Source organism: Micromonospora sp. WMMD980 (assembly GCF_029626035.1).
GTDB lineage: Bacteria > Actinomycetota > Actinomycetes > Mycobacteriales > Micromonosporaceae > Micromonospora.
Genome location: NZ_JARUBE010000003.1, coordinates 2838655 through 2851079, shown reverse-complemented (window position 1 = coordinate 2851079; position 12425 = coordinate 2838655). Strand labels below are relative to the sequence as shown.

The following is a 12425-nucleotide window of genomic DNA, read 5'->3' as shown; positions in this document are numbered from 1 at the left end:
ACTCTGAACACTCGAACACCCCACGTGTGTGTTTGACATGTTCATAGAGTTACGGCGGTCATGGCGGAGGGGAAACGCCCGGCAACATTCCGAACCCGGAAGCTAAGCCCTCCAGCGCCGATGGTACTGCACTCGGGAGGGTGTGGGAGAGTAGGACACCGCCGGACAATCTTTCTGTCGAGGGCCGCCCCAGTAGGGTCGGCCCTCGACTGCGTTAGCGTTCTGGCGGAAACGCCATCAGGAAGGATGCACCTGTGAGCTCTGGACCGCAGGGCGGGGACGGCCCCCGCCGCTACGAGGATCGCGCCGACCGTGGCCAGGGGCGCGGCGACGCCCGCCGCGATGACCGCCCCTCGTACTGGGGCGGCCGTGACGACCGCGCCGGCGGCAACCGTGGCGGTGACCGCCGCGAGGGCGGCTACGGCCGCGACCACCGCACCGGGGGCGACCGTCGTGAGGGCGGTTTCCGTGGTGGTGACCGCGAGGGCTTCCGTGGTGGTGACCGTGACGGTGGTTTCCGTGGTGGTGACCGTCGCGAGGGCGGCTTCCGTGGCGGTGACCGTGACGGTGGCTTCCGTGGCGGTGAACGCCGCGACGGTGGTTTCCGTGGTGGCGAGCGCTCGGGCGGCGAGCGTCGCGAGGGCGGCTTCCGTGGTGGTGACCGTGACGGTGGTTTCCGTGGCGGTGAGCGCCGCGACGGTGGTTTCCGTGGTGGCGAGCGCTCGGGCGGCGAGCGTCGCGAGGGCGGCTTCCGTGGTGGTGACCGTGACGGTGGTTTCCGTGGCGGTGAGCGCCGCGACGGTGGCTTCCGTGGCGGTGAGCGCCGCGACGGTGGTTTCCGTGGTGGCGACCGTCGTGAGGGCGGTTTCCGGGGCGGTGACCGTGAGGGTGGTTTCCGTGGCGGTGAGCGCCGCGACGGTGGCTTCCGTGGTGGCGACCGTCGTGAGGGCGGTTTCCGGGGAGGTGACCGTGAGGGTGGTTTCCGGGGCGGTGACCGCCGTGAGGGTGGTTTCCGGGGCGGTGACCGCCGTGAGGGTGGCTTCGGCCGGGACAACCGCTCGGGCGGCGCGCCGGGTGGTGACCGTCGTGAGGGTGGTTTCCGGGGCGGCGACCGCGAGGGTGGTTTCCGGGGCGGTGACCGCCGCGAGGGTGGTTTCCGTGGTGGCGAGCGTCGTGAGGGTGGCTTCGGCCGGGACAACCGCTCGGGCGGCGCGCCGGGTGGTGACCGTCGTGAGGGCGGATTCCGGGGCGGCGACCGCGACGGTGGCTTCCGTGGCGGCGACCGCGAGGGTGGTTTCCGGGGCGGTGACCGCCGCGAGGGTGGTTTCCGGGGCGGTGACCGTCGTGAGGGCTACGCGGGTGGTGAGCGCCGGGAGGGCGGCTTCCGCGGTGGCGAGCGCCGCGAGGGCGGGTTCAGCCGGGACAGCCGCCCGGGTGGCGACCGTCGTGAGGGCGGCTTCCGGGGCGGTGACCGTCGTGAGGGCTACGCCGGTGGTGAGCGCCGGGACGGCGGCTTCCGCGGTGGCGACCGTCGCGAGGGAGGGTTCCGTCGTGACGACCGTGAGAGCGGCTACCGGGGCGGTGACCGTCGCGAGGGCAACGCCGGTGGCGAGCGTCGCGAGGGTGGTTACCGGGGTGGGCGTACCGAGCGGGACGGGGAGCGCCGTGGCTTCGGCGACCGGCCGGAACGGGACGACCGCCGGCAGGGTAGCTACGGCCCGCAGCGCGAGCGGCAGGACGAGCGTGGCGAGGGGCGTACCGGTGAGGCGCCGGAGCTGCCGGACGAGGTGGTCGCCGGTGACCTCGACTCGACCGTTCGGGCGGAGCTGCTCTCGCTCGCCAAGCCGGTGGCGGAGACCGTCGCCCGGCACCTCGTCGCGACCGGCCTGGTGATCGACGACGACCCGACGCTGGCGCTCGCGCACGCGATGGCGGCCCGACGGCTCGCCTCGCGCATCGCCGCCGTGCGGGAGGCGGTCGGGCTGGCCGCCTACCACGCGGGGGAGTGGCAAACCGCGATCGCCGAGCTGCGGACGTACCACCGCATGACCGGCCTCCAGAGTCACCTGGCGGTGCTGGCGGACTGTGAGCGGGCGCTGGGCCGCCCGGAGCGGGCGATCGACCTGTTCCGTGGCGCGGACCGCGAGAAGCTCGACCAGGCCGTCGCCATCGAGCTGCTGATCGTGGCGGCTGGCGCGCGGGGCGACCTGGGGCAGAAGGACGCGGCCGTGGCGATGTTGCAGGTCCGCGAGCTGACCGCCGAGTCGACCGAGCCGTGGGCGGCGCGGCTGCGCTACGCGTATGCCGACGCGCTGCTCGCCGGAGGTCGGCGCGAGGAGGCACGGGAGTGGTTCTCCCGGGCCGCCGACATCGACTCCGAGGGTGAGACCGACGCCGCCGAGCGGCTGCTGGAGCTCGACGGTGTGCTCATCGAGGGCGACGACGAGGACGACGAGCCGGAGAGTGACGGGGACGCGCCGTCGGCCGCCACCGACACCGACGGCCCGGCCGATGACGACCGGGACCTCGACGAGGACGAGGACCTCGACGAGGACCGCGACCTCGGCGACGACCGTGACGATGCGGACGACCTCGGCGAGCACGACGGCGAGCGCCTCGACCGGGCCGGGACGGCGGGCGCCGGATACCGGGACCGCGACGCCGGCGACCCGGCCGACGACGAGCTGACCGACGCCGAGGCCGACTCGCTCGCCGGCGGTGACACGGTCACCGACCCGGACCGGCGGTCGGCCGAGGACGCGCCGGCCGGCGACAGCCGGACCGCCCGCGCGAGCGGGAACCCGGGCGACGACAGCCAGGTCGACGCCGCGCCGGGCCGCGCTCCCAAGGGCGGCGACGTCCGGGACGGCGACGTCCGGGACGGCGACGTCCACGGCGGCGGGGACGAGGCGGCGGAGCGCCGGTGACCGGGCACGCCGGGGAGGCCGGTTCCGGCGCGGACCGCGCCGGAACCCATGGACGGCTGGTCGACGGGTACGCGCTCGTCGCCTTCGACCTCGACGGGGTCATCTACCTGATCGATCGGCCGATCCCCGGCGCGGTCGAGGCGGTCGGCCGGCTGCGTGCCGAGGGGCGGGCGGTCGCGTACGCGACGAACAACGCCTCCCGCCGCTCCAGCGAGGTGGCCGACCTGCTCACCGGCATGGGTGTGCCGGCCGAGCCGGCGGAGGTGCTCACCTCCGCGGCCGCCACCGCCGAGCTTCTCGCCGACCGGTTGCCGGCCGGCGCGCCGGTGCTGGTCGTGGGCGCGGAGGCGTTGCGCGCCGAGTTGCGTGCGGTGGGCCTGCGTCCGGTGTCGACGGCCGAGGAGCAGCCCGCCGCCGTGGCCCAGGGGTACGGGCCGCAGGTGGGCTGGTCCGACCTGGCGGAGGCGTCCCTCGCGGTGCGGGCCGGCGCGCCCTGGTACGCCACCAACACCGACCGCACGCTGCCCAGCCCGCGCGGGCCGCTGCCCGGCAACGGTTCGCTGGTGGCGGTGCTGCGCACCGCGCTCGACCGGGATCCCGACGTGGTGGTGGGCAAGCCGGAGCCGGCGCTGTTCGCGACCGCGGCGCGCCGGGCCGGGAGCGGCCGCACCCTGGTGGTGGGCGACCGGCTGGACACCGACATCGAGGGTGCCCGCCGGGCCGGTCTGGACAGCCTGCTGGTGCTGACCGGGGTCAGCGACGCGGCCGAGCTGCTGGCCGCGCCCGAGTCGCGCCGGCCCGCGTACGTCGCCTTCGACCTGACCGGACTGTTCGACCCGGAGGCCGTGGTGGCGGTGCCCGGCCGGCCGCGGGCCGGCGGCTGGTCGGTGACCGGGACCGGCGGGGAGCTCACGCTCGACGGCGGGGGTCGGCCGTTGGACGCGCTCGCGGCGCTCTGCGCGGTGGCCTGGACGACGTCGGCCGGAGCGCGGGTGCGTGCCGCCTCGCCGGCGGCGGCGGAGGCACTCGCCGCGTTCGGCCTCGACGGCTGAGCGGCGGCCCGCTCAGAGCAGCTTGCGGAGCTTCATCAGGTCGAACGGGTTCGCCTTGACGGAGACCCGCCGGGATGCCACCGCCGACATGATGTCGAGCTTGCCGTGCACCAGGGCGATCAGGTCGTCGCTGCCGGTGCTCAGCGCGATCTTGGCCTTCGGGTCGTCGCCGTCGGCCAGGCCGACCAGCCGGCCGCCCTCGATGCGACCGTGGAAGGCCGTGTCCAGGTCGGTGATCCGGCAGGCCAGCGTGCGGTCGAGGTCGATGCGCCCCTGCGCCTCGACGTGCCGGTCGAGCCGATCGGCCAGGTCCTGCAACGCCTGCCGGCAGTCGTCCACGCTGGCCACATCGTCTCCTCACCACGAGCCACTCCGTTGCGGGCACCGTACCGCAACGATGTGTCCCGGGTGCCCGGTAGCGTGGCACCTGCACACCCCCGCCCCGCGGAAGGAATCAGGCATGCAGGACGCGTGGCGCGCCTACCTCGAGCTGGCCATGGGCCTGACGGAGGCGCCCCGGAAGAAGGCGCAGGACGCGGTGAAGCGGGCCGTCGGTCAGGGCGGCGCCACGGCCGGTCAGCTCCAGGCGCTCGCCGAGGAACTGGTCGCCACCGGCCTGGCCAACCGGGAGGCGCTGACCAAGCTGGTCCGGTTCGAGGTGGACCGGGCGTTGGGCGCGGTCGGGCTGGCCACCGCCGACGAGGTCGCCGAGTTGACCCGCCGGGTGCACGACCTGGAGCGGCAGCTGCGCGAGGCCCGCACCGACCCCGGGTCGTCCGTGCCGGTCGGGGCGGGCGCGGCGGTGGCCAAGAAGGCGGTGGCCAAGAAGGCGATCGCGCGCAAGCCCGCCGCGACGGTGGCGCGTACGCCTGCCGACGAGTCACCGGCCGGGCCGGCCAAGAAGGCCACCGGCCGTCGAACGGCCGCCCCGTGAGCGCGCCCCACCGCCCCGGACCGCCGCCGCGCCCCGGACCGTTTCCGGGCGCGCGTCCCGGACCGCCGCCGGGCATCCGCCCGGCGCCGGCCGACGAGGTGGGCGAGGCGTCGCATCCGGCCGTGGACGCCGCGGTGCGGGGCATGACCAACGCCGAGGCGCTCCCCCCGGCGGACCAGATCGCCCAGTACGAGGCGGCGTACGAGACGTTGCGCGAGACCCTCGCCAGCATCGACCAGGCCTGAACAGAGGCGGAGAACGGACACCGATGGCTCGTCGTACCCGGCTGGACGCCGAACTCGTCAGGCGTGGTCTGGCCCGCTCCCGCGAGCAGGCCGCCGCGCTGGTGGAGGCCGGTCGGGTCCAGTTGCGTGGGGTGCCCGCCCGCAAGGCCGCGGCGATGGTCGACCCGGCCGACCCGTTGCTGGTCACCCGCGAGGATCCGGCGGAGGAATACGTCTCGCGGGGCGGTCACAAGCTGGCCGGGGCGCTCGCCGCGTTCACCCCGGGCGGGTTGGCCCTGGCCGGCCGGCGGTGCCTCGACGCGGGCGCCTCCACCGGCGGGTTCACCGACGTGCTGCTGCGTGCCGGCGCGGCCGAGGTGGTGGCCGTCGACGTCGGTTACGGGCAGCTCGCCTGGCCGCTGCGCACCGACGAGCGGGTCCGGGTGTTCGAGCGCACCAATGTGCGTACCCTCACGCCGGAGGCGATCGGCGGCCCGGTCGACCTGACGGTGGCCGACCTGTCGTTCATCTCCCTGCGGCTGGTGCTGCCCGCGCTGACCTCCTGCACGGCCCCCGAGGGCGACCTGGCCCTGATGGTCAAGCCGCAGTTCGAGGTGGGCAAGGAGCGGGTCGGTGCCGGTGGCGTGGTGCGCGACCCGGCGCTGCGTGCCGAGGCGGTGCTCGACGTGGCCGCGGCCGCCGCGCAGCTCGGACTCGGCCTGGCCGACGTGGCGGCCAGCCCGCTGCCCGGGCCGAGCGGCAACGTCGAGTTCTTCGTATGGTTGCGCCGGGGCGCGCCGGCCGCCGACCCCGACCGGGTCCGCGCGGTGGTCGCCGCTGGTCCGCAGGGTGCCGCCGCGACGGCGGCCACGAGCGAGGAGGTGTCCGGGTGAGTCGGACCGCGCTGCTGGTGACACACACCGGCCGTCGACGCAGCACCGAGCATGCCCGCGCGGTGGCCGCCGACCTGATCTCGAACGGTTTCGAGGTGCGGGTGGTCGCCGAGGAGGCCGACGACCTCGACCTGCCCGGTGTGGTGCCGGTGACCGGCCCGGAGGCGGCCGAGGGCGCCGAGATCGTCTTCGCGCTCGGCGGGGACGGCACGTTCCTGCGCGCCGCCGAGCTGGCCCGCCCGGCCAAGGCGCCGTTGCTCGGCATCAACCTGGGCAAGGTCGGCTTCCTGGCCGAGGCGGAGATCAACGACCTGGACACCGCGGTGCGGGACGTGGTCGGGCGCAACTACACCGTGGACGAACGCCTCACCCTCGACGTGACCGCCGAGTTCGACGGCGGGCCGACCATCGAGTCGTGGGCGCTCAACGAGATCAGCGTGGAGAAGGGCGAGCGCGCCCAGATGCTGGAGCTGCTCGTCGACGTGGACGGTCGGCCGCTGTCGCGCTACGGCTGCGACGGCGTGGTCTGCGCGACCCCGACCGGCTCCACCGCGTACGCGTTCTCCGGCGGCGGGCCGGTGGTCTGGCCCGAGGTGGAGGCGTTGCTGCTGGTGCCGATCAGCGCGCACGCGTTGTTCAGCCGCCCGCTGGTGACGGCGCCGACCTCCACGTTCGTCATCACCGTCGATCCGTTCACCACGCTCGCGGTGCTCTGCTGCGACGGCCGGCGGGTCTACGACCTGCCGCCCGGCGCCCGGGTCACGGTGCGTCGGGGCGCGTTGCCGGTGCGCATCGTCCGGCTGCGGGCACGCCCGTTCACCGACCGGCTGGTGGCCAAGTTCGACCTGCCCGTGCAGGGGTGGCGCGGCAACCGGCGCTGATCGGCGCGTGCGCCGGGCCCGTTTCGGCCGCCGCACGGGTTACGGTGGGCGCGCGGACCGCGTCGAGGTGAGTCCGAGCGTGGCGGTGAGGCCCGCCACGGCCGGGTGACGCGCGGCCCGTGGGTCGCGGGCCGACCAGGGGTGGTCGGGTCGCGACGGGTCGGGGCGCCGGAGCGTCGCGGCCGGACGCGGCAGGCGGACCGGCGCGCCGTGCCCGGTCGGGTGTCGACCCCGGTCGGGCCGACAGGTCGACGAGCCGCCGTCGGAGGAAGCGGCGGCGCGCGAGCTGGGCGACGACGCGGCGTGCGGCGCCCCGGCCACCCGTCCGGCGACGCCCACCTGGCGGCGTGTCGCCGTCACGGTCCACGCGGGACCGGACCGCGGGCGATCGCCACGACGCGGCCGGGCCGTGCCCGGTGGGTTCCGCGACCCGGACCGGGTTCCCCGCACCAGGCAGCGCTCCTCCGCGCCGATCTCCTCCCGCGCCTGGGGAGCCGCACGGCGTCCGCGGGCCGCCGTGCCGGCTGGTCAACTGTCACCCGGCGGGGCTACTGTCGGGTGCTGTGCTGGAAGAGCTGCGCATCACCGGACTGGGCGTCATCGAGGACACCACCCTGCCGCTGGCCGGGGGGATGAACGTCATCACCGGCGAGACCGGCGCCGGCAAGACCATGGTGGTGACCGGCCTCGGCCTGCTCTTCGGCGGCCGGGCCGACGCCGGCCGGGTGCGGGCCCAGCCGGGTCGCGCGCTGGTGGAGGGGCGGTTGCGGCTGCGCGGCCGGGTGGCCGAGGCGGTGCACGCCCGGATCGTCGACGCCGGCGGTGAGCCCGACGAGGACGGTTCGCTGCTGCTCAGCCGCAGTGTCAGCATCGAGGGCCGCTCCCGGGCCCACCTGGGCGGGCGCAGCATGCCGGTGTCGACGCTGGGTGAGGTCGGTGAGCAGGTGCTGGCGGTGCACGGCCAGTCCGACCAGTTGCGCCTGCTGCGCCCGGCGGAGCAGCGTGCCGCGCTCGACCGCTTCGCCGGCGGTGAGCACGAGAAGCTGCTCGACGCGCTGCGTGAGACGTACGGGCGATGGCGGGCGGTGGTCGACGACCTGGCCGACCGCCGGCGCAACGCCCGCGAGCGCAGCCAGGAGGCCGACCTGCTGCGGCTGGGCCTCGACGAGATCACCCGGGTCGACCCGCAGCCGGGGGAGGACGACGAGCTGAAGGCGGAGGCGCAGCGGCTGGAGCACGCCGAGGGGTTGCGCACCGCGGCGCAGGTGGCGCAGCAGTGCGTGGCCGGCGGGGTGGAGGCGACCGACGACACCCCCGACGCGGCGGTGCTGCTCGGCACCGCCCGCCGCACCCTGGAGGCGCAGGCCGGCACCGACCCGGCGCTCGGCGAACTGGCGGCCCGGTTGGAGGAGGCCGCCACGCTGGTCACCGACGTGGCCGCCGAGCTGTCCACCTACCTGACCGCGCTGGACGCCGACCCGGCCCGTCTGCAGACGGTCTACGAACGCCGAGCCGCGCTGCGCGCGCTCACCCGCAAGTACGCCGACGACGTCGATGGCGTGGTGGCCTGGGCCGAGCGCGCCCGGCTGCGGCTGTCCGATCTGGACACCTCCGACGAACTGCTCGACGAGCTGGACCGGGAGGCGTCGCGGCTCGCCGGTGAGGTGGCCGATCTCGCCGGCCGGGTCTCCGCCTCCCGGCAGGAGGCGGCCGTGCGCTTCGCCGAGCAGGTCACCGTCGAGCTGGCCGGGTTGGCCATGCCGCACGCCCGGATCGAGGTGGCGGTGCTGCCCCGCACGGCCGGGCGGGCCGAGCCGAGCTTGCCGGTCAACGGCGTCGAGGCGGGCGTCGGCCCGGACGGCGCCGACGAGGTCGAGCTGCGGCTGCTGGCCCACCCGGGCGCGCCGGCGCTGCCGTTGCAGCGGGGCGCCTCGGGTGGCGAGCTGTCCCGGGTGATGCTCGCCATCGAGGTGGTGTTCGCCGGTTCGGGCGGGCCGCCCACGCTCGTCTTCGACGAGGTCGACGCCGGTGTCGGCGGCCAGGCCGCAGTGGAGATCGGCCGGCGGCTGGCCCGGTTGGCCCGCAGCCACCAGGTGCTCGTGGTCACCCACCTGCCGCAGGTCGCCGCGTTCGCCGACCGGCACCTGGTGGTGGCGAAGGACACCGGTGGCGCGGTGACGACCAGCGGTGTGCGGGTGGTGGAGGACACCGAGCGCGCCCGCGAGCTGGCCCGCATGCTCGCCGGTTTGCCGGACTCCGATCTGGGTATCGCCCATGCCGAGGAACTCCTGGCCGTTGCGGCCAAGGAAAGGCGTCCGTGATGCCCCGATTGTGAGCGCAAGCACACCGGGGCGCGTTCCGGTGTGCTTCCCTGGGTAGGCGGCCCTGCTCAGGCATGTCGCGACAGCAGAACCTGCCCCACATGCCAGGATGGTCACGATGCGTCTACCCACACTGCGCCGGACCCGGAACGCGGAACCGGGCTCGATCCTCGGCACCGCGCGCCTCGACCGCCGGACGAAACGGCTGGTGGGCCGCCTGCGCCCCGGTGACATCGCGGTCATCGACCACGTCGACCTGGATCGGGTGGCGGCCGACTCGCTCGTCGCGGTGGGTGTCGCCGCGGTGCTCAACGCCAAGCCGTCGGTGTCCGGCCGTTATCCCAACCTCGGCCCCGAGGTGCTGGTCGCGGCCGGCATCCCGCTCCTGGACGACCTCGGCGAGAGCATCTTCGAGCAGGTGCGTGAGGGAGACCTGGTCCGCATCGAGGGCAACACCGTCTTCCTCGGCGCCGACCCGGTGGCGCACGGCGCGTTGCAGGACGCCGAGACGGTGGCCAAGTCGATGGCCGACGCCCGGGAAGGCCTGTCGGTGCAGTTGGAGGCGTTCGCCGCCAACACGATGGACTACCTGCGGCAGGAACGCGACCTGCTGCTCGACGGCGTCGGCGTGCCGGAGATCCAGACCGAGGTGCGGGGCCGGCACTGCCTGATCGTGGTCCGGGGCTACGACTACAAGGCCGACCTGGACGTGCTGCGTCCCTACATCCGCGAGTTCAAGCCGGTGCTGATCGGCGTCGACGGCGGGGCCGACGCGTTGGTCGAGGCCGGCTACACGCCCGACATGATCATCGGCGACATGGACTCGGTCACCGACGACGTGCTGCGCTGCGGCGCCGAGGTGATCGTGCACGCCTACCCGGACGGGCGCGCGCCGGGCCTGGCCCGGGTCAACGGCCTGGGTGTGCCCGCGATCACGTTCCCGGCTGCGGCCACCAGCGAGGACCTGGCCATGCTGCTGGCCGACGAGAAGGGCGCCTCGCTGCTGGTGGCCGTCGGCACCCACGCCACCCTGGTGGAGTTCCTCGACAAGGGCCGCGGCGGCATGGCCTCGACGTTCCTCACCCGGCTCAAGGTGGGCGGCAAGCTCGTTGACGCCAAGGGCGTCAGTCGCCTCTACCGGCAGAGCATCTCCGGGTCCTCGCTGCTGCTGCTGGTCCTCTCGGCGGTCGCCGCGATGGCCTCCGCGGTGGCGGTCTCCACCGTCGGGAAGGCGTACCTGGGCGTGGTCTCCGAATGGTGGGACAATTTCGTGTTCCAGCTCGGCCAGCTCTTCTAGCCCCCCGACGATCAAGAGGCTGTAAGCGTGATCAACTTCCGCTACCACGTGGTGTCCCTGACCGCGGTCTTCCTGGCGCTGGCGATCGGCCTGGTGGTCGGCACCGCCGCCCTCAACGGCCCGGTCGCCGACTCGCTCCGGGAAAACGTCAACGGGCTGCGCAAGGACAACTCGCTGATGCGCCAGTCGGTCAACAGCATGCAGAAGCAGTTGGAGACCGAGGAGGACTTCGCCGCCGAGATGGCGGAGGTCGTCCTGCCCGGCAAGCTGACCGACCGCCGGGTGGTGGTGGTCAGCCTGCCCAGCGGTCGGGACCAGACCGAGGGCGTGGTGAAGATGCTGCGCACCGCCGGTGCCGACGTCACCGGCCGCATCGACGTGCAGGACAAGTTCATCAACCCGGACAGCAACAACAACCTGCTGGAGCTGGCGGTCACCGCGGCCCGCCCGAACAGCGCGCCGACGACGAACCTGCCCGGCAACGGGCACGGCGTGGAGACCTCCAGCGCGCTGCTGGCGAACGTCCTGCTGGACCGACCGGCGGGCAGCCCCGCGGTCAGCGAGACCGACCGGCGCACCGTCCTGCAGCAGTACGCCACCGCCGGCTATCTCACCCCGGAGGACAAGATCTCCGCCCCGGCCGAGGCGGTGGTGCTGGTGACCGGCCAGCCGTACGTGGACAAGGACTCGGCGAAGAAGGACGAGTCGGTGGTGAAGATCGCCGACATGTTCGACCGCGCGGGCGCGCTCGTGATCGCCGGCATGGGCTCGGCCGGCGGCAACGTGGTGGCAGTGGTCCGCGGCGACCCGACGCTGTCGCAGACCATCTCCACCGTCGACAACGCCAACACCGTGCAGGGCCAACTGGTCACCAGCCTCGCCCTCGCCGAGCAGTTGAGCGGCAAGAAGGCCGGCCAGTACGGCGTGGGCGACAACGCCGCGTCGCGGCTGCCTAAACTGCCCCAGTGACCGCGCCGGGCCGTCGGGTCCGTGCCGTGTCGCGTCGAGAGTCCGGATTAGGGAGGGGTCGCGTGAGACTGGGTCGGCTGCTGGCCGTGGGCGCGGGGGCGCTGGCCGCCCGCTACGCGTTGCGGGAGGTGCGCACGTCGCCCGGCGCGCCGGCGCTGGAGCGCACCAACTTCCGGGGTCGCACGGTGACCCTGGCCGCCGGTCCGGCCCTGGCCGTGGGCGCGGCCGGCGCGGGCGCGCTGGCCGCCGGCAGCGCCCCGGCCGGTGCCGCCGCGTTGCTGGCCGGCATCGGCGCGGGCGCGGTCGGGCTCTACGACGACGTGGTCGGCGCGCGCCCGGAGCAGAAGGCCGCCAAGGGCTTCGCCGGGCACCTCGCCGCGCTGCGCGAGGGGAGGGTCACCGCCGGGCTGGTCAAGGTCGTCGGGGTGGGCGCGGCCGGGCTGGGCGCGGCGGCGCTGCTCGCCGCCGACGCCCGGGTCGCCGCGCACCCCCGCCGGCAGGGCGCCGGCCCGGTCGGCCGCGCGCTCGACCTGCTGCTCGGCGCCGGCGTGGTGGCCGGCACCGCCAACCTGGTCAACCTGCTCGACCTGCGTCCCGGCCGGGCGTTGAAGTCCGGCATGCTGCTCGGCGCGCCGCTGACCGCCGGCCCGTACGGGGGTATCGCGGCGGGCGCGGTCGGCGCCGCGGCCGGGCTGGTCGGCGACGACCTGCACGAGCGGGTGATGGTGGGCGACAGCGGCGCGAACGCGCTCGGCGCGCTGCTCGGGGTGAGTCTGGCGGCGCGTACCGGGCCGCTGGGTCGCGCCGGCGCGCTGGCCGTGCTCGCCGCGCTCACCGCGGCCAGCGAGAAGGTCAGCTTCACCCAGGTCATCGCGCGGACCCCGGGGTTGCGGCACCTCGACGAGCTGGGTCGGCTCGCCGACTGAC

General features: G+C 74.8%; 12 protein-coding genes and 1 rRNA gene. 12 read left to right on the top strand and 1 reads right to left on the bottom strand.

Annotated features, from left to right (window positions below):
- The first annotated feature begins 50 nt into the window (after positions 1 to 50).
- From rrf to O7618_RS13125, 4 genes are all read left to right on the top strand, one after another.
- A 5S ribosomal RNA gene (gene rrf / locus O7618_RS13140) occupies positions 51 to 167 on the top strand.
- A 202-nt stretch (positions 168 to 369) separates the two neighbouring features.
- A complete protein-coding gene (locus O7618_RS13135; RefSeq protein ID WP_278106365.1) occupies positions 370 to 1893 on the top strand; it encodes a hypothetical protein in 1524 nt (507 codons plus the stop codon).
- A gap of 35 nt (positions 1894 to 1928) precedes the next feature.
- Complete coding sequence (locus O7618_RS13130) at positions 1929 to 2927, top strand: Replicase polyprotein 1ab (RefSeq protein ID WP_278109992.1); 999 nt, start codon at positions 1929 to 1931, stop codon at positions 2925 to 2927.
- The gene (locus O7618_RS13125; protein ID WP_278106364.1) at positions 2924 to 3979 is read left to right on the top strand and encodes an HAD-IIA family hydrolase; all 1056 of its coding nucleotides are present in this window, start codon (positions 2924 to 2926) and stop codon (positions 3977 to 3979) included. Before O7618_RS13130 ends, O7618_RS13125 begins: the two co-directional genes overlap by 4 nt.
- A 12-nt stretch (positions 3980 to 3991) precedes the next feature.
- On the opposite strand, the gene O7618_RS13120 is transcribed toward O7618_RS13125, so the two are convergent.
- Entirely contained in the window at positions 3992 to 4327 is a 336-nt protein-coding gene (locus O7618_RS13120; protein WP_278106363.1) for an SCP2 sterol-binding domain-containing protein, read from the bottom strand.
- A 112-nt stretch (positions 4328 to 4439) separates the two neighbouring features.
- On the opposite strand from O7618_RS13120, the gene O7618_RS13115 reads away from it, so the two are divergent.
- The 8 genes from O7618_RS13115 (at position 4440) to O7618_RS13080 (ending at position 12424) form a co-directional block, all read left to right on the top strand.
- Positions 4440 to 4913: a hypothetical protein gene (locus tag O7618_RS13115; RefSeq protein WP_278106362.1), complete on the top strand. Its 474-nt coding sequence runs from the start codon at positions 4440 to 4442 to the stop codon at positions 4911 to 4913.
- Positions 4910 to 5158, top strand: a complete 249-nt coding sequence (locus tag O7618_RS13110; protein WP_278106361.1) for a hypothetical protein — start codon at positions 4910 to 4912, stop codon at positions 5156 to 5158. Before O7618_RS13115 ends, O7618_RS13110 begins: the two co-directional genes overlap by 4 nt.
- A 23-nt stretch (positions 5159 to 5181) precedes the next feature.
- Positions 5182 to 6030 (top strand): TlyA family RNA methyltransferase, encoded by an 849-nt coding sequence (locus O7618_RS13105; RefSeq protein WP_278106360.1) that lies wholly within the window; start codon positions 5182 to 5184, stop codon positions 6028 to 6030.
- Complete coding sequence (locus O7618_RS13100) at positions 6027 to 6911, top strand: NAD kinase (RefSeq protein ID WP_278106358.1); 885 nt, start codon at positions 6027 to 6029, stop codon at positions 6909 to 6911. Before O7618_RS13105 ends, O7618_RS13100 begins: the two co-directional genes overlap by 4 nt.
- A 563-nt stretch (positions 6912 to 7474) precedes the next feature.
- Positions 7475 to 9232 (top strand): DNA repair protein RecN, encoded by a 1758-nt coding sequence (recN, locus tag O7618_RS13095; protein ID WP_278106357.1) that lies wholly within the window; start codon positions 7475 to 7477, stop codon positions 9230 to 9232.
- A 118-nt stretch (positions 9233 to 9350) separates the two neighbouring features.
- Positions 9351 to 10529, top strand: coding sequence for a putative cytokinetic ring protein SteA (gene steA, locus O7618_RS13090; RefSeq protein ID WP_278106356.1), 1179 nt, complete (start codon positions 9351 to 9353; stop codon positions 10527 to 10529).
- 27 nt (positions 10530 to 10556) lie between these two features.
- Positions 10557 to 11498 (top strand): copper transporter, encoded by a 942-nt coding sequence (locus tag O7618_RS13085; protein WP_278106354.1) that lies wholly within the window; start codon positions 10557 to 10559, stop codon positions 11496 to 11498.
- A 62-nt stretch (positions 11499 to 11560) separates the two neighbouring features.
- The gene (locus tag O7618_RS13080) at positions 11561 to 12424 is read left to right on the top strand and encodes a hypothetical protein (protein WP_278106353.1); all 864 of its coding nucleotides are present in this window, start codon (positions 11561 to 11563) and stop codon (positions 12422 to 12424) included.
- Position 12425 lies beyond the last annotated feature (1 nt).